Origin of the sequence: Xanthobacter sp. NM-59, assembly GCF_021401125.1 — a bacterium.
Lineage (GTDB): Bacteria > Pseudomonadota > Alphaproteobacteria > Rhizobiales > Xanthobacteraceae > Xanthobacter.
This window is the reverse complement of record NZ_JACBFQ010000002.1, coordinates 422,623-440,047: the sequence shown is the minus strand read 5'-3', so window position 1 is coordinate 440,047 and position 17,425 is coordinate 422,623. Positions and strand designations below refer to the sequence as shown.

Sequence of the window (17,425 nt, the reverse complement as noted above, 5' to 3'; positions counted from 1 at the left end):
ACATGCGGATGTGGCGAAATTGGTAGACGCACGGCACTCAAAATGCCGCGCCCGAAAGGGCTTGTCGGTTCGAGTCCGACCATCCGCACCACCCTTCAACGCATTCAAAATCCGCCCTCCTTACGGATATGTCGGTTCGAGTCCGACCGCCCGCGCCCATCTCGCTCGACCGCTACCAGCGGCCATATAACGTTTTTGGCGGCCGATATTCCCTTGGTGCATCCCGCCGGCGCAGCCCCTTACGATTGACGAAGATAATTCCGCTGAGCATGTGGCGATCAGCAAGCCGTAGCTTGCCAAGAGCGGCCGTCAGGTCGCAGTCGTCGAGCGCCAGCAGTCGCCTGCCTGGAGACCAGCTTCGCCAATGCCGGAGAAATCTCATCAGGCTATGCCTGTCCCTGGGCTGCACCCGGCATTCCCATGAAGGCACTCAAGTGGGTGTTCATGAAGAACGCCGCGCTTGTCATCCGACCGATGGCAGCTCTCGCGGACTCGCGCTGCCTCCTCGCCATGCTGCGCAACTGCACGCCCGAGCGATATATGGAAAATAAGGGACGGATGGTGCGCGTGGCCGAGTACAGCCGCGGCTGCCGCCTCGCTCTGCGCGCCGATACGGGAATAACTTATGACGCGCGCACACAGGGCACACTCCAGGTCTTTCGCAGCCAGAAGCAGCTCGACAGCATCGCGCAGGACATCGAAGTGCTCCGGGATGACGGCGTGCCCTTCGAGGTGCTCGACCGGAAAGGCTGCGTTGCTGCGGAGCCGGGGCTGGCACCTGCACAGGACAAGATCATCGGTGGGCTTCGCCTGCCTGGAGACGAAACCGGCGATCGCTACAAGTTCACCAACGCGCTGTCACAGCAGGGCGAGCGCCTTGGCGGGTCCTTCCGCCACGGCGTGAACATCTCCGCCCGTAAGGAAGACCGCGGGCGTGTGACCGCCATAAAGACCTCTAGCGGCGACATCGCGGGCGATCTGTTCGTCGCCGCGCTGGGCAGCTTACGTCGGCGCTGCTTCGTCCCCTCGGCCTCAGGCTGCCCATCTCGCCCGTCAAAGGCTACTCCATCACTCTTCCTATCGTGAACAAGACGCGCGCTCCGGTATCCACCGTCATGGACGAGACCTACAAGGTTGCCATTACCCGTCTCGGCACACGGATCCGGGTCGGCGGCATGGCCGAGGCCGCGGGCTTCAACCATGACCTTCCCGACGCGCGCTATCGCACGCTGCGTCATTCGGTGGAGGATTTGTTCGGCGGCGCGGGCGACGAGGCTCAGGCCTCTTTCTGGACCGGCCTGCGCCCCATGACGCCGGATGGCACACCGATTATTGGTGCAACCCGCTATTCGAATCTCTATCTCAATGCAGGCCACGGCACGCTGGGCTGGAACATGGCCTGCGGCTCGGCGGCGCTGCTCGCGGATCTCGTCAGCGGCAGGAGCCCGACGATCCGCGTCGATGATCTCAACATGTTCCGTTATCAGTAGAGGAGCTGAATAGTGACCATCACCCGTCTTCACCAGGGTCCCCGCATGAGTCAGGCCGTGGTGCACGGCAAGACCGCCTATCTCGCCGGGCAGGTCGGCGCGCCGGGAGAGAGCGTGACCACGCAGACCCAGACGGTCCTCGCACAGGTGGATGCCCTGCTTGCGGAGGCCGGCAGCGATCGCGACCACCTGCTCACCGCCACCATCTGGCTCGCGGACATGTCGGACTTCGCGGAAATGAACGCCGTTTGGGACGCATGGGTCGCAGGCCACGGGGCCCCCGCCCGCGCCACGGGCGAAGTGAAACTTGCCACTCCGGACTACAAGGTCGAAGTCATCATCACCGCGGCGATCCCCGACCGCGCCTGACGCGCCCGCCTGACAGCCTTGTCCGAAAACACCAAACCGGCTTGGCTGCGGACATGACGACGTGTGATCGGCGCTGTGCGCTCGTCACACGTCTCACGCGTCAATGCCCATGCTTTCGCGCAACATCCGTAGGCCTGCGCCTTCGACGGCTGGGCCCCCTTGCCATTCAGCTGAAGGACGCCAGATCGGCCCCCTCAGTTGGCGCCGGATCGCGGGATCCGTGTCATGGCCAGAAGCGCTTCGATCATCTCCTCGCGATCGTGTTCGGAGGAGGTGCCGACATGTGTCAGATCGGCGAGCCACACGCCATCCGCGGCCGCGCGCACGATCTGCATGGCGACAGTCTTCTCCTCGGGGCCAAGGGCTGAGAGCCGGCAGCTCATCCACTCCGCCCAACGCTCTCGCATGGTGGCTTCAGCCAGCAGCAGTACGGCAAGGCCGTTCCAGCGCTCCGCATTTTCATGGTCCGGGCCGTCGAGATTGGCGAGAAGGTAGGCTCTGGTAAAGCGGCCGTACGGGTCCACGTCCTGCGCCATCAGTTCTTCCAGCCTTTTTTCGAAACTGCCGAGAAGCTCTTCGTGCAAGGCTTCCAGCAGGTCCCGCTTGGTTGGGAAATGATGCAGCAATCCCCCTTTGCTGACGTCTGCCGCGCGCGCCACCGCATCCAGTGTCAGCGTGTGCAAGCCGTTTTCCAGGCACAGCCGGGCGGCCACTTCCAGAAGCTGGCTGCGCACCACCTGGGGCTGTTTCTTGCGGCGATGAGCTTCACTCATGCCGGACCTTTCTCTGCATCCGCTGCACCGGCGTCCTGCGTCGGCCGGCGCCGCGCGAACAGGCGCGACACGACCACGTAGAATACCGGCACGAACACCACCGCGAGCAGGGTGGCCGAGAGCATGCCGCCGAGCACGCCGGTGCCGATGGCATTCTGGCTGCCAGCGCTTGCACCCACCGCGATCGCCAGCGGGGTGACGCCGAGGATGAAGGCAAGCGAGGTCATGACGATGGGCCGGAAACGCAGGAATGCCGCCTCCAGCGCCGCCTCGCGGATCGATCGCCCTTCCGCGTGCAGATCCTTGGCGAACTCCACGATCAGAATGGCGTTCTTCGCCGAGAGGCCGATGATGGCGATGAGCCCGACCTTGAAATAGATGTCGTTGGGCATGTCACGCAGCATCACCGCGACCACCGAGCCGATGACGCCGAGCGGCACCACCAGCATCACCGAAAGCGGGATGGACCAGCTCTCGTAGAGCGCAGCCAGCAGCAGGAACACGAACAGCACGCAGAGAGCGAGCAGGAACGGCGCCTGGGTGCCGGACTGGATTTCCTGCAGCGATTGGCCGGACCACTCGAAGCCGAAGCCGGCCGGCAACCGGCCCGCGAGGCGCTCCATCTGCGAGATGGCTTCGCCCGAGGACCTGCCGGGTGCGGCTTCGCCCGCCAAGCGGATCGCCGGGTAGCCGTTGAAGCCGACGATCTGGGTCGGCCCCTTCGACCATTCCAGATGCGCCACCGCCGAGAGCGGCACCATGCCGCCGGAAGCATTGCGGACGTTGAGCTTCAGGAGGTCCGCCGCCTGCATCCGGCGCGGCGCATCGGCCTGCACGGTCACCCGCTGCATGCGCCCGGCATTGGGGAAATCGTTGACATACGATGAGCCCAGATTGGCCGAGATGGTCGAGTTGATGTCGGCGAACGCGACGCCAAAGGCGTTGGCCTTCTCCCGGTCGATGACGAGCTGCAGCTGCGCCGCATTGGCGAGGCCCTCGATGCGCGGTCCCGCCAGCACCGGGCTCGCGCCGGCGGCGGCGAGCAGCTGGCCGCCGGCCGCGTCAAGGGCGGCATGGCCGCGCCCGGAGCGGTCCTGAAGCCGGAAGGTGAAGCCGGCGGAGGTGCCGAGCCCCTCGATGGGCGGCGGCGAAAGGGCGAAGGTCATGGCATCGCGGATGCCGGACAACTCCATGTTCGCGCGCCCGGCGATGGCCTCCGCGCTGTCCTCGGGGCCGCGCTGGCTCCAGTCCTTCAGCACCACGAAGGCGATGGCCGCGTTCTGGCCGTTGCCGGAAAAGCTGAAGCCCTGGATCGCAAAGACGTCGGCAACCGCCTTCTCCTTCATGAAGATGGCCTCCACCTTCTTCACCGTCTCCAGCGTGCGGGTGCCGGTGGCTTCTGGCGGGGTCTGGATGTCGACGATCAGGTAGCCCTGGTCCTCGGTGGGCAGGAAGGCCGCAGGCAGGCGCATGAACGCCCAGCCAAGGCCGATCAGCAGCGCGAGATAGACCAGCATCATCCGCCCGGCGCGGTCGACGGCCCAGCCGACGAGCCCGCGATAGCCGTGCGCGGTGCGCGCAAAGCCGCGGTTGAACGCCCCGAACAGGCCGCGCTTCTCGTGATGGCCCTGCGGGACGGGCTTCAGGAAGGTGGCGCACATGGCCGGCGTGAGGGAGAGCGCCAGGAAGCCCGAGAACAGGATGGAGACCACCATTGTCAGGCTGAACTGGCGATAGATGATGCCGGTGGCGCCGGGAAAAAACGCCATGGGAACGAACACCGCAGTGAGCACCAGGGTGATCCCGACGATGGCGCCGCCGATCTGCCCCATGGCCTTTCGGGTCGCCTCGCGCGGGGAAAGGCCCTCATCCGCCATCAGGCGCTCGACATTCTCCACCACCACGATGGCGTCGTCCACCAGGATGCCGATGGCCAGCACCATGGCGAACATGGTGAGCACGTTGATGGAGAAACCCGCGGCCAGCATCACCGCGCAGGTGCCGAGCAGCGCCACCGGCACCACCACCGTGGGGATGAGGGTGTAGCGCACGTTCTGCAGGAACACGAACATCACGACAAACACCAGCGCCACCGCTTCGGCGAGGGTCTGGAGCACCTTCTTGATGGAGATCTCGACGAAGGGCGTCGTGTTGTAGGGGATGGACTGCCGGATGCCCGGCGGGAAGAAGCGCTCCAGCTCTGCCATCTTCGCCTTGACGGCCTGGGAGGTGGCGAGCGCATTGCCGGTGGCAGAGAGCTGGATGCCCACCGACGCGCTGGGCTGGCCGTTCAGGCGGCTGGTGAAGTTGTAGTCCTCCCCGCCTACTTCGATGCGCGCTACGTCGCGCAGGCGCACCATGGAGCCATCCGGATTGGCGCGCAGCACGATGGCGCCGAATTCCTCCGGCGTGCCGAGCTGGCCCTTCACCAGCACCGGCGCCGAGGTCTCCTGGCTGACGGGGTTGGGCAGCGCGCCGATGCGGCCGGCGGCCACCTGGGCGTTCTGCGCCTGGATCGCCTGAGTGATGTCGTCGGCGGTGAGCCTGAGGCCGAGCATCCTGTCGGGGTCCACCCACACCCGCATCGCCCGCTGGGTGGAGAAGAGCTGGGCCTTGCCGACGCCCCCGATGCGCCGCAGCTCGCTCAGCACGTTGCGCGTCGCGTAGTCACCGAGCGCGAGCTCGTCGGTCCTGCCGTCGGTGGAGGTGAGGGCGACCACGAGCAGGAACGAGCTTGCCGCCTCCTCCACGGTGATGCCCTGCTGCACCACCGGCCGCGGCAGGCGCGCTTCCACCCGCCGGATGCGGTTCTGCACATCCACCGAGGCCTGCTCCACCGAGGTGCCGGGCGCGAAGGTGGCGGTGATCTGCACCGCGCCGGAGGTATCCGATGTGGACTCGAAATACATGAGCCCGTTGACGCCGTTCAGTTCCTCCTCGATCAGCCGGGTCACGCCCTGATAGAGCTCCTCCGGCGAGGCGCCGGGATAGGAGGTGGAGACCGCGATCTGCGGCGGGGCGATGTTGGGATATTGGGAGACCGGCAGCAGCGGGATGGCGATGGCGCCGCCGATCATGATGAAGATGGCGACCACCCAGGCGAAGATCGGCCGGTCGATGAAGAAATTAGGCATCGGCTCGCCTCAGCGTTCGGTGGCGGGGCCGGCGCCGGAAGCGCCGGGCTGCCAGGGCTGCGGATCGACGGGCGCGCCGGGGGCGAGGGTCTGGAAGCCTTCCACCACCACCTTGTCGCCGGGCTTCAGCCCGCGATCGATGACCCAGCGGTTGTTGACAATCCGCCCCGCCGTGACCTTGCGCAGCTCCGCCTTATTGTCCGGACCGACGACGAAGACCTGGGCCGCACCGCCGGCATCGCGCTGCACTGCGCGCTCGGGCACGGCAAGCGCATCGGCCTGCTCGCCCTGAACGATCTGCACGCGCACATACATGCCCGGCAGGAGGTCCCCAGCCGGATTGGGAAACTCGCCGCGCAGGATGATCTGCCCGGTGCTGGCATCCACCGCCGCCTCCGAGAACAGGAAGCGGCCCATGTGGGCGTAGGGGGTGCCGTCGTCGAAATTCAGGACGACGTGCGCGCGGCTCGCGTCGGAGCCGGCGGCGCGGGCCTCCGCCTCCGCGGTGCGCCTCAGCGCAAGCAACTGGTTCGCCGACTGGGTGAAGTCGGCATAGATGGGATCGAGCTGCTGGATGGTGGCCAGGCTCTGCGCATCGGTGGTGCCAACAAGTGCGCCCTCCGTCACCAGCGCCCGCCCGATCCGCCCGCCGATGGGTGCACGCACCTCGGTGTATTGCAGGTCCAGCTCGGCGGCGTCGAGCCCGGCCTTCGCCGCGGCGACGTCGGCGTCGGCTTGGGAAAGCTCCGCCACGGCGATGTCATAGCTCTGATCTGAGGTGATCTGCCGGCTCTTCAATTGGGCCTGCCGGTCCTCTTTCTGCTTGGCAAGGGTGCGCGTGGCTTCCGCCCGCGCCAGCGTGGCCTTGGCACTGTCCACCTTCACCCGGAACGGGGCCGGATCGATCCGGTAGAGCACGTCCCCCTCCTTCACCACGCTGCCCTGCTCGAACACCCGCGCGACGAGGATGCCGGAGACGCGCGGTCGCACCTCGGCAATCCGCGTCGGCGCGATGCGGCCGGGCAACTCGTTGGTGATGGGCAGCGTCTCCGGCACGACGGTCACCACCGCGACGGACGCCGGCGGCGGAGCCGCCGTGGCGATGGCGTCATTGCTTTCGCCGCAGCCGGCGATCCCGAGCATGGCGAAAACGGAGGCGGCCAGGGGCAGGCGGACCGCGGAGGGAAGGAAGGGCACCTTCATCACCTTCAGATGCTGGAGCTGTGACATGGCGTGCCCTCATAGCAGACCAAAAACATACCGTCTATCTGGTATGTTTTGGTGATGTGCCACGGCCATCATGTCCGCCGCTGAAGAGGCCGAGGCCCTGCGGGATGCGTAGGCTGGCGTATTCTCGATCTTCACGCGTCGGCAATAAAATGCGTGGTCATCAGTATATCGGCTTAGCTTAGCGTGCTGATGGAAGGGTCATCGTGTGTCCATCGAACACTCTTTCCTTATCTGTGTTTAATGGATTGTATCTCAGGTGAAAATAGCATGTTTTCTTGTTCCGAGTTTGCTGGCGAACTCGTGGATGGTGAGGCTTCTAGGGTCAAAAGCCAATCAGCGGGTTGAGCAGGGTTGGTTTTCGTGATTCGCGGGAGGAGTGGATCACGGGGGATGGGATATGGCGTTGTTCTAGTTGTCGGATGGGGCATCGGCAGCGATTGAGGCGCATCTGCCGAAGAACCAACCCGGCGCTCGTCGTGTTGATGACCGGCGGGTGATCTCCGGCATCCTACACGTGCTCAAGGTGGGCTGTCGCTGGTGTGATTGCGCTGCCGACTACGGGCCTTCAACGACGATCTACAATCGGTTCAACCGGTGGTCTCGCCGGAGCTTCTGGCTCAAGCTGCTCGACGCGCTGGTGGATGCCGGCGCGGTTACGAAGAGCACAGCGATCGACAGCACCTATATCAAGGCGCAGCGGGTGGCGTTCGGGGCAAAAGGGGGCGCGCGGCGCAGGCAATCGGCTACTCGCGTGGCGGCTGGACAACCAAGGTCCACGCGCTCACCGACGTCATCGGCCGTCCCTACGCGCTGATGCTGACACCCGGCAACGTCAGCGACATGAAGGCCGCCCCCGAGCTTCCCGAACGGGCCGGCACCATGCGCTACCTGCTGGGCGATAAGGGCTACCATGCCGAGCGGCTACGCCGCCTGGCACGCGACGTGGGGGCACCCCCGTGATACCGGGTCGCCGAAATCGCAAACGCACCATCCGCTATGACGAGCAGCGCTACCGAAGCCGACATCTCATCGAGAACGCCTTCTGCCGTCTCAAGGACTTCCGGCGCGTTCATACCCGCTACGATAAGCTCGCGGCCAACTGCTTCTCCGCTGTAGCGCTCGCCACTGCCGTCGCCTTCTGGCTCTGATCGAGTCTCGACCCTAAATGGCCGTACGCAGCGGAAAAATACACATCGAAAGCGGATCTTCATGGCGCGGGCATGCTTCAGCACGACCATGACATCGGCTTGGTCCTTGAGTTTCTCAAGCAGAATGGCCTCGATGGCAATACCATCGTTTGGTACTCGACCGACAACGCTGCGGAGTGTTCCTCCCGGCCTCACGGTGCCACGACGCGCATCCGCGGTGAGAAGATGACCACCTATGAACGCTGCGTGTGCGTGATCTCCATGATCAAGTGGTCGGGTGCGATCAAGCCGGGCCGGACGCTCAATGGCATTCAGGGGCACCAGGACATGTTCACCAGCCTCGCGGCGGCGGGCGTGGACACTGTCGCGCAGAAGCTGATGGGTCAGAAAAGGCAATATATCGACGGGGTAAATAACCAGACGTACTGGACGGCGAAGAGCGGGCACTCCGCGCGCGATCATATTTTTTGGTACTATGAATCGCGCCTCATGGCGACCTGCATGGATCCGTGGAGTTTCAACTTCGCGACAAAGGAAACCGACTACGCGAACGTTTTCCGCGTACGGCGCCTCTCGTGTTCAATATCCGCATGGATCCCTTCGAAAGCTATGACTCAACGGACGCGAGCCCAAGGCGGCCTACGTGCCGCAGCTGGGAATCGCCGCCCGGGCGGGAGTATCATCGCCGATGTGCGCGCGGATATCGTTGCGGATCTGGTGACGGGAACCTGGGTTCTACCGGCGGAGGTTGCTGGTGGCAGCCTTGCGTTAGGGCTGATCGTGCCGCTCGGCCGGCCCCGGGTGAACGCGGAACTGGTCGCGCACCCGACCGTGGTGAGCCCCATCGGGCGCCGGGCGAGCGATAGCGCGTTCGACACGGGTAATCCCGTCGCCTCCATGGCGCTGGGATGGCATTCCGGCAACTGGCATTAGAACGTCGCCGCGCTTCTCAAGGTTCCGTCGGGCGACTACTACGAGGGCGAGATCGCAAAGCTTGCGTTTCATCGCGTGGCGACGGACCTCTCGACGGCGGTGACCCGGCTCGATCCTGCCAGCGGGTGGCAGCCGTGGCCGCGGGCGCCACCTTCAACGGCACCGATGACGTGACCGATTACACCACTGGCACCGAGTGTCATGTGGTGTGGGCGGTAATGAAGGCAATCACCAAAGAGTTCTTGCCGGGGGTCGTGGGCTATTACTACGATCAGATCACGGGGGCAGCGGCGCGCGGCTGGGTGATCTCGAGGGGCGTGTCACAGCTTTGGGTGGGGTGCTGGCCTATAATTTCCAGCTCGCGGGAACGCCCGCGTCAGGGGTTATCGCGAGATTGATGTGGTCAAGCGCCTGCAGGGAATGGCGGGATTTGCCGCCGTGACCTTCCCGCTCGCCATGGGACGATAGGCCAAGCTCATGGGCGCGTCCCCTTTCGGAGGCCGACCGGAGCATCAATCACTGCGGCAGCTCAGGGATCGTGACGCCGCTCTTGAAGCTCTGGATGGTCCATTCATAGACGGCGGTGTCGGTGCGGATGGTGCCGAGCCGTGCGGAGGCGAGATCCAGGATTTCCACGATCACCCACGTCCACATGAAGGTGAGAAGGAGGACAAGGACAGGCGATGAGCGCTTCTTGAGGCCGAACTGGTAGCCAAGGCAGCCCATGCTCAGCAGCGTCATGCCGATGAGGAGCCAGAACAACTGTGCCGGCAACGTGATGTGATAGGCGAAGCGCTCCTTTGTTCCGGCATCGAACATCTCGTTCATTGCCACCATCACGGCGCTGGACACCGGGCTCGGCTGCTCGCGGACAATGGCGGAGACATGCCCCCATATCTGGGACTGAAGCATGCCGGTGCGCTGGTTGAGAGTGTCTATGGTCGCCTGATCGCGGCCGGCCCGGACGAAGCCGGCGCGGACCTGCGCATAGTCTTCGATCAGGCGGGCAATCGCCTCTCCGCGCGGGCCTCCGATGGCCGCGGCCCGGAGCCAGGCCGTGCCGATGGCGTTGGCCTCCGCGAGGCTCCCCTGCCGGTGCTCGCTGAAGCGGTTGTTGGCGAAGGACAGGGTAAGGGCCAGCACGAACGCCAGCAGGCCGAGCATGCCGCCCACCACGACACCCACCGTCTCCGGGTTCGTCTGCCGGGCCACATCCCGCTTGCCGATCCAGAAGCCGATACCGTGGGCGATGATCTGGGCCACGAGGAGAATAAGCCCGAACCCCACCACGCTGACCTCGGCGATCGCCAGAACGAGACCCATGGCTATTCCCTCGGAGCCAAAGTAAATCGAAGCCCGATTGGAAGTAATCTGATTTTTGATGCTGCGCCAGCCCTCCCATCGCCGGCGATGGCTCGGCCCCCGGGCGGCAGCTGAACGAAGGTACTTTTGGCGCCGGGCGGGGCGTGTTTATATCTCCCGTGGCGGGTGCGCTCGTTGCACCAGCCCGGCGGATCGGAAATTCGCCGGTCGACCATATGTTGGATGTGCGCGGCTCTCTTAACCTCCCAGGGTTTTTCCGATGCGAGTGAGCTTCTCCCTGCCGGTTCTTGTCGCGGCGGTCGTTGTTGTTTCCATGAGCACGCTGGGTGGCGCCCTCATGTGGCAGGGGTGGTCCGCCGCCCGCACGGCGCTGGTTGACGCCGCCCACGACAGGACCCTGGCCATTGGCGAACGCATTGAAGAGAGGCTCGAGCGCCGCCTCAACCCGGGGCGCATCAGCCTGCGCCACCTCGCGCGCGGCCCGCTCGTGGCGGCAACCTCCCTTGAGGAGCGGCTGGCGCGATTGCCGATGCTCGCGGAGCTGTTGACGAATTTGCCCGCTGCCGCCGCCGTTCTCATCGGTTATGCGGATGGCGATTTCTTCTTGGTGCGGCCCTTTCGCTCGCCGCAGGAGGCGTCGGCGTTCGCAGCTCCCGCCAACGCGGCCTATCTGGTCCAGAGCATCACGCGGGAGGCCGGGGGCGAGGCGACGGAAAGCTGGCTCTTCTTCGACGGGGATTTGCGCTTGGTGGAGACGCGCGCGCAGGCGCCGTCCGGCTACGATCCGCGCACGCGCCCGTGGTACAAGGGGGCGATGGAGAGCAGCGGGCAATATCTCACCAGCCCGTATCGCTTCTTCACCACGAGGGAAATCGGCCTTACGCAGAGCCTCGCGACGCCAGGGCACGATGCGGTGGTGGCACTGGAGCAGAGTCTTTCGGACCTGGCCCTCACCCTCGCCAGCCTGCGCCTGACCCCGCGCACCGAACTCGCGGTGGTGGGCGATGATGGCAGCCTTTACGGCTATATGGATTACGGCCGAAATCCTGGCCCGTCGGGGGAGGGGGCGGCCCCCACGTCGGTCGCGGATCTCGACGCCCCGGCGCTGGCGGCGCTGGCCGCGAGCGGTGCCGCGCCCCGGCAAACGGTGAGCTTCGAGGCTGACGGCGCATCATGGTTCGGGGTGCGCGTGCCCCTCGGGCTGTTCGAGGGGCGGGGCCTAGCCCTTCTCGTGGCGGTGCCGGATACCGACCTGCTCGCCGCAGCCCGCTCCGCCCTCGCGCGCCAGCTTTGGGTGGCGCTCGGCCTCATGGCTGCCTTGCTGGCGATCGGCTGGCTGGTGGGGCGGTGGCTCGGCCGCTCACTGACTGGCCTGACGCACCAGGCGGAGCGGTTGACGCGCTTCGACTTCAGCGCATCGCCCGCTTCCGACAGCTGGATTTCGGAAGTCCGTCAGCTGGACGCGGCTCTGGGCAAGGCCTGCCGGACCATCGAGACGTTCCTGGCCACGGCGGAGACGATGGGCAGCGAGCCGGGCCTTGATCGCATGCTCGAAAAGGTGCTCGAGCAGACGGTCGCCGCGACCGGCTCCACCGCCGGCGCCGTGTATCTCGTCAATGCGGCGGGCAACAGCTTGGCGCGGGCTGCCGTGGCGGTGGGGCCCGACATGGAAATGACCCAAGGGCATTTTTCGCGAGAGCTGCCTCTGGCGATTCTCGCGGACCAGGCGGGGGATGCCCCCCCCATGATGGCGGCTGAGCAGCGCCCATACGCCCAGCCTCTGCGCAGCCGGCAGAACGAGCCCGTCGGCCTGCTGCTGCTTGAGCGTCCAGCGGGGGACGTGCGCGTTGGGGAGGATTTTCGTGCTTTCGCGGAGCGGCTTTCGGGGGCGTTGTCGGCGGCGATCGAGATGCGGCAGCTTTTTGAGGCACAGAAGAACCTGCTGGACGGGTTCGTGCTTCTCATCGCCGACGCCATCGACGCCAAGAGCCCCTATACGGGCGGCCATTGCCGGCGCGTGCCCGAGCTCGCAACCATGATCGTCGACCGCATGTCCGACGAGACGGAAGGGCCCTACAGGGATTTTCATTTCAATGAGGCGCAGCGCTACGAGTTCCATCTTGGCGCGTGGCTGCACGATTGCGGAAAGGTGACGAGCCCGGAGCACATCATCGACAAGGCGACCAAGCTCGAAGCCGTCCACAACCGCATTCATGAAGTCCGCACCCGGTTCGAAGTGCTCTGGCGGGATGAGGAGATCGCCCACCTCCAGCGCCTCCTTGCCGGTGCCGCGCCTGAGGGCTCAAAAGCCATGCGGGATGCGGCCCAGGCCGTGCTGCGGGAGGACTTTGCCTTCGTCGCCGCCAGCAATGTGGGCGGCGAGTTCATGAGCGAGGAGGCGATCGCGCGCCTCCGGACCATTGCGGGGCGCATCTGGCTGCGCCATTTCGACGACCGCCTGGGCCTCTCGGTGGAAGAGCTGCGGCAGCTCGACGGCACCGCCGCGTGCCCGCTGCCGGCGCAGGAAACGCTGTTGGCGGACCGCCCCGAGCATGTGGTGCCCTGGGGCCACCGTCGCCCGACGTTTGGGAAGGGCGACCCGGCCAACGCCTATGGCTTCGACATGGCCTGTCCCGAACATCGCGCCAATAAGGGCGAGGTCTACAACCTCTCCATCGGCCGCGGCACGCTGACCGCGGAGGACCGCTTCGCCATCAACGACCATGTGGTGCAGACCTATGTGATGCTGAAAAGCCTGCCCTGGCCGGCGCACCTGTCCCGGGTGCCGGAGATTGCCGCCACCCACCATGAGCGCATGGATGGCAAGGGCTATCCACGGCGCCTGTCGGCGGCCGACCTTTCGACGGAAGAGCGGGTGATGGCGCTAGCGGACGTCTTCGAGGCGCTCACCGCATCGGATCGCCCCTACAAGCCCGCCAAGACGCTGTCCCAGTCCCTGCGCATCATGGCCTTCATGTGCAAGGAGGGGCACCTCGACCCGGAGTCCTTCCGTTATTTCCTGGAAAGCGGCCTGTGGGCCGAATACGCCGCGCGCTACCTGAAGGACGAGCAGCAGGACGCGGTGGATGTGGCGACGCTGATCGCTTTGTTCGCGAACGATGCGGACAGGGCGCGCGCGGCGGGGTGATCGCGGCCAAGCCTCCGGCCGCTTGCGGGAGCTTGGCTGTGAGCCGCGATAGCGTGAGTTGAATTCGCCGCTGTGGGGCCTTATGCGTGGGCGCATGGATCCCCAAGCCCCCGAAAATCCCGCGAAGTCCTTGCCGTGCCTCCGTCCGCATGACGGCAAGGCGGCACCGTTCCTGCCCATGAGCCGCGCCGAGATGGAAGCGCTGGGCTGGGACGCCTGCGACATCGTGCTGGTGACGGGCGACGCCTATGTGGACCATCCCAGCTTCGGCATGGCCATTATCGGCCGGCTGCTGGAGGCCCAGGGCTTCCGGGTCGGCATCATCTCGCAGCCCGATTGGCAGTCGGCCGAGCCGTTCAAGGTGCTGGGCAAGCCCAGGCTGTTCTTCGGTGTCACCGGCGGCAACCTGGACTCCATGGTCAACCGCTACACGGCGGACCGCCGGCTGCGCCACGACGATGCCTATACCCCCAACGGGGAAGGCGGCCGGCGGCCGGATCGCTCGGTCATCGTCTACACCCAGCGTTGCCGCGAGGCGTTCAAGGATGTGCCGATTGTGCTCGGCGGCATCGAATCCTCGCTGCGCCGCATCGCCCATTATGACTACTGGTCCGACAAGGTGCGCCGCTCCATCCTGGCGGACTCCAAGGCGGATCTGCTCGTCTACGGCAATGCGGAGCGCGCCATCATCGAGGTGGCCAACCGCATGGCCGCCGGCGAGGCGCCGCGCGATCTCGACTCCATCCGGGGCGTGGCCCTGTTCCGCCGGGTGCCGGACACCTATACGGAGCTGCATGCCGACGACCTCGACAGCGCCGATGAGGGCGCCGCGCGCCGCCCCGGCGACACCGTGATCCGCCTGCCTTCCTTTGAGCAGGTGGAGAACGACCGGGAGGCCTATGCCCGCGCCTCGCGGGTACTGCACCGGGAAAGCAATCCCGGCAATGCGCGCCCGCTGGTGCAGCGCCACGGCGACCGCGACCTGTGGCTGAACCCGCCACCCATTCCGCTGACCAGCGCGGAGATGGATTCCGTCTACGATCTGCCCTACGCCCGCGCGCCGCATCCCGCCTATGGCGATGCGAAGATCCCCGCCTGGGACATGATCAAGTTCTCGGTGACCATCATGCGCGGCTGCTTCGGCGGCTGCACCTTCTGTTCCATCACGGAGCATGAGGGGCGCATCATTCAGAACCGTTCGGAAGGCTCGATCCTGCGCGAGATCGAGCTGATCCGGGACAAGACGCCGGGTTTCACCGGCGTGATCTCGGACATTGGCGGGCCCACCGCCAACATGTACCGCATGGCCTGCAAGGATCCGAAGATAGAGGCGGCCTGCCGGCGGCCCTCCTGCGTCTTCCCCGACATCTGCCCGAACCTGAACACCTCCCACGACGACCTGATCCGCCTCTATCGCAAGGTGCGCGAGGTCGAGGGCGTCAAGAAGGTGATGGTGGCCTCCGGCGTGCGCTATGACCTGGCGGTGAAGAGCCCGGAATATATCAAGGAGCTCGTGACCCACCATGTGGGCGGCTACCTGAAGATCGCGCCCGAGCACACCGAGCGCGGCCCGCTCGACAAGATGATGAAGCCGGGCATCGGCACCTATGACCGCTTCAAGGAGATGTTCGACGCGGCGGTGAAGAAGGCCGGCAAGAAATACTATCTCATCCCCTATTTCATCGCCGCGCATCCGGGCACGACCGACGAGGACATGATGAACCTCGCGCTCTGGCTCAAGAAGAACCGTTATCGCGCCGATCAGGTGCAGACCTTCCTGCCCTCGCCCATGGCCACGGCGACCGCCATGTACCATACCGGCGTCAATCCGCTGCGGGCGGTGCGGCATGGGGGCAGCGAGCAGGTGGCGACCGTGACGGGCCTCCGGCAGCGCCGCCTGCACAAGGCGTTCCTGCGCTACCACGATCCGGAAAACTGGCCGCTGCTGCGGGAGGCGCTGAAGCGGATGGGTCGCGCCGATCTCATCGGCTCGCGGCCCGACCAGCTGGTGCCGGCCCACCAGCCGCCCGGCACCGGCAAAGCGGCCGGCACGCCGCGCCCGGTGCGCCGCCCCAGCGGCACACAGCGTTTCACCACCAAGGGCGTTCGCCTGCCGAGCAAGTGAGGGCCCACCCGCGCTCCGCTGGGATCAATCGATATTCAGCGCACGCGGCGGGGCTTATGTTCCATCGCCAACCTGTTCCACATGGCGCTCCGCCCTCTCCCGCTTGCCGAGGAGGGGGCAAACGTTGGAAACGCGAGCCCTGGCCGCCGGGCGAAGGGCAACGCCTCGAAAATCCCAAAAGTGTCTTGAATCTCCACCTTCCGCGCCACTGTGGCGGTCCAGGCGAAGGCGATCCGGCTCCCTCCCTCACTTCCCCAGCAAGCGGGCGAGGGAGCGAGCCCCGGCAAATCCTGTCACTTGCGGATCGTCTCGCTTGAATGTCGATCGATCCTGGACTGTCTTGTTCTCAAGCGTGTCGTTCGCGCGAACCGTTATCCGCCTCGCTCGCCAGCGCTCTATGCCTCTGCCACGGGCGGCGGGGCAGCGGGCGCGGCTTCGCGCTGCATGACCGCGGCGAAAAAGCCGTCGGTATCGTGGCGCGCGGGCGTCAGCGAAAGATAGTCGGGGTGGGCCGAACAGGTCAGCTGCGGCGCGGCCTCGCACAGCGGCACCACATGAAAGGCGGGAAAAGCCGCCAGGAACGCGGCCACCTGGGCCTCGTTCTCCTCGGGCAGCATGGAGCAGGTGGCATAGACCAGCCGCCCGCCCGGCTTCACCAGCCGCGCGGCGCTCGCGAGAATGCGGGCTTGGAGGGGCAGGAGGTTTTCAAGGCCCGCCCCCAGCTCGCGCCAGCGGGCATCGGGATTGCGCCGCCATGTGCCGGTGCCGCTGCAGGGCGCATCCACCAGCACCCGATCGAACATGCCCTTGTGGCGTTTCACCCAGCGATCCGTTTCGCTGGCGAGGGGGCGGGTTTCGATATTGTGCAGGCCCGCCCGCCGGAAACGCTCGGCGGCGCGCTTCAGCCGCCCTTCCAGAACATCGCAGGCGATGACGTGGCCCTTATTGGCCATCTGCGCGGCGATGGCCAATGTCTTGCCGCCGGCGCCGGCGCAGAAGTCCACCACGCGCTCGCCCGGCCGGGCGTCCACCAGCATGGCGACCAGCTGGGAGCCTTCGTCCTGAATCTCCACCTCGCCGCTTTTCAGCATGGGCAGACCGGCCAATGAGCGGCGCTCATGCACGCGGATGCCATAGGGCGCCATGGCGGAGGCTTCGGCCCGCAGGCCGAGGTCCTGCAAGGCGCGCAGCATGTCTTGGCGGGTGGACTTGATGGGATTGACGCGCAGGTCGAGCGGGGCCGGCGTCAGCAGCGCCGCCATCTCGTGCGCCAGAGTGTCCTGGAACCGGCGCCGCAACGGCTCCAGCGCCCAAGGCGGGCATTCAAAGCGCACTTCGTCCGGCATGGCGGAATGGGTGAGGGGGCTGCCCTGCAATTTGATGAGCAGCGCGCGCTCGTGATCGGTCAGCACCGCCGGCGCGAACTTTTCGCCCGTGAAAAGGCCCTGCACCTGCTTCACCGTCATGCCGCCGTCGAGCGCGAGCCAGGCCAGAAGCCGGTTGCGCGCCACATCGGGCCGGCCATGCCGCGCGAGCCACCAGCCCAGGCGCGCATGGTGGCGCAGGAGCGCATAGAGCAGATCGGAAATGGCGCCGCGATCCGCATCGCCGATATAGCGGTGCGCCCGAAACCACGCGGAAACGACAGCATCCGCGGGGCGCGGAAGGCTATCGATTTCATTCAACAGATCGAGGGTGTCTTGCAGGCGGGTGGCGGGGGTCACGGGGAGACGATCCGGCTGGAAAGCGCGG

General features: G+C 66.0%; 10 protein-coding genes, 1 tRNA gene and 4 pseudogenes. 9 read left to right on the top strand and 6 right to left on the bottom strand.

The window, feature by feature from the left end:
• Positions 1 to 4 precede the first annotated feature (4 nt).
• A tRNA-Leu gene (locus L0966_RS07320) sits at positions 5 to 91 on the top strand.
• 84 nt (positions 92 to 175) lie between these two features.
• Here L0966_RS07320 and L0966_RS07315 read toward each other — a convergent pair.
• Positions 176 to 298 (bottom strand): annotated as a pseudogene (locus L0966_RS07315) (IS5/IS1182 family transposase); the annotation flags it as partial.
• On the opposite strand from L0966_RS07315, the pseudogene L0966_RS07310 reads away from it, so the two are divergent.
• Together L0966_RS07310 and L0966_RS07305 are read left to right on the top strand one after the other, a co-directional pair.
• Positions 293 to 1,490: pseudogene (locus L0966_RS07310) on the top strand (D-amino acid dehydrogenase); the annotation flags it as partial. The pseudogenes L0966_RS07315 and L0966_RS07310 overlap by 6 nt on opposite strands.
• A 45-nt stretch (positions 1,491 to 1,535) precedes the next feature.
• On the top strand, positions 1,536 to 1,859 hold the full coding sequence (locus L0966_RS07305) for a RidA family protein (protein ID WP_255684099.1): 324 nt from the start codon (positions 1,536 to 1,538) through the stop codon (positions 1,857 to 1,859).
• Positions 1,860 to 2,053: 194 nt separating this feature from the next.
• On the opposite strand, the gene L0966_RS07300 is transcribed toward L0966_RS07305, so the two are convergent.
• The 3 genes from L0966_RS07300 to L0966_RS07290 are packed head-to-tail and all read right to left on the bottom strand — an operon-like array spanning position 2,054 to position 6,969.
• Entirely contained in the window at positions 2,054 to 2,632 is a 579-nt protein-coding gene (locus L0966_RS07300; RefSeq protein ID WP_234051185.1) for a TetR/AcrR family transcriptional regulator, read from the bottom strand.
• Positions 2,629 to 5,766 carry an efflux RND transporter permease subunit gene (locus L0966_RS07295; RefSeq protein WP_234051184.1) on the bottom strand — a complete coding sequence of 1,046 codons (3,138 nt, stop codon included), beginning with the start codon at positions 5,764 to 5,766 and terminating at the stop codon, positions 2,629 to 2,631. The genes L0966_RS07300 and L0966_RS07295 overlap by 4 nt, the downstream gene beginning before the upstream one ends.
• Positions 5,767 to 5,775: 9 nt before the next feature.
• A complete protein-coding gene (locus L0966_RS07290; protein ID WP_234051323.1) occupies positions 5,776 to 6,969 on the bottom strand; it encodes an efflux RND transporter periplasmic adaptor subunit in 1,194 nt (397 codons plus the stop codon).
• 439 nt (positions 6,970 to 7,408) lie between these two features.
• On the opposite strand from L0966_RS07290, the pseudogene L0966_RS07285 reads away from it, so the two are divergent.
• From L0966_RS07285 to L0966_RS22470, 4 genes and pseudogenes are all read left to right on the top strand, one after another.
• Positions 7,409 to 8,144 (top strand): annotated as a pseudogene (locus tag L0966_RS07285) (IS5 family transposase).
• A 48-nt stretch (positions 8,145 to 8,192) separates the two neighbouring features.
• Positions 8,193 to 8,480 (top strand): annotated as a pseudogene (locus L0966_RS22215) (arylsulfatase); the annotation flags it as partial.
• Positions 8,472 to 9,077, top strand: coding sequence for a transporter (locus L0966_RS22475; protein WP_370640973.1), 606 nt, complete (start codon positions 8,472 to 8,474; stop codon positions 9,075 to 9,077). The pseudogene L0966_RS22215 and the gene L0966_RS22475, both read left to right, overlap by 9 nt.
• Positions 9,053 to 9,475 carry a transporter gene (locus L0966_RS22470; protein ID WP_370640645.1) on the top strand — a complete coding sequence of 141 codons (423 nt, stop codon included), beginning with the start codon at positions 9,053 to 9,055 and terminating at the stop codon, positions 9,473 to 9,475. The genes L0966_RS22475 and L0966_RS22470 overlap by 25 nt, the downstream gene beginning before the upstream one ends.
• Before the next feature lie 118 nt (positions 9,476 to 9,593).
• Here the strand turns inward: L0966_RS22470 and L0966_RS07275 are convergent, their stop codons facing one another.
• On the bottom strand, positions 9,594 to 10,400 hold the full coding sequence (locus tag L0966_RS07275; protein ID WP_234051183.1) for a hypothetical protein: 807 nt from the start codon (positions 10,398 to 10,400) through the stop codon (positions 9,594 to 9,596).
• 259 nt (positions 10,401 to 10,659) lie between these two features.
• Between L0966_RS07275 and L0966_RS07270 the strand changes: the two genes are divergently transcribed.
• Together L0966_RS07270 and L0966_RS07265 are read left to right on the top strand one after the other, a co-directional pair.
• Complete coding sequence (locus L0966_RS07270) at positions 10,660 to 13,548, top strand: HD domain-containing phosphohydrolase (RefSeq protein WP_234051182.1); 2,889 nt, start codon at positions 10,660 to 10,662, stop codon at positions 13,546 to 13,548.
• 178 nt (positions 13,549 to 13,726) lie between these two features.
• On the top strand, positions 13,727 to 15,673 hold the full coding sequence (locus L0966_RS07265; protein ID WP_234051322.1) for a YgiQ family radical SAM protein: 1,947 nt from the start codon (positions 13,727 to 13,729) through the stop codon (positions 15,671 to 15,673).
• Positions 15,674 to 16,068: 395 nt separating this feature from the next.
• Here the strand turns inward: L0966_RS07265 and L0966_RS07260 are convergent, their stop codons facing one another.
• Positions 16,069 to 17,397 carry an RsmB/NOP family class I SAM-dependent RNA methyltransferase gene (locus L0966_RS07260; RefSeq protein ID WP_234051181.1) on the bottom strand — a complete coding sequence of 443 codons (1,329 nt, stop codon included), beginning with the start codon at positions 17,395 to 17,397 and terminating at the stop codon, positions 16,069 to 16,071.
• Between the last annotated feature and the right edge of the window lie 28 nt (positions 17,398 to 17,425).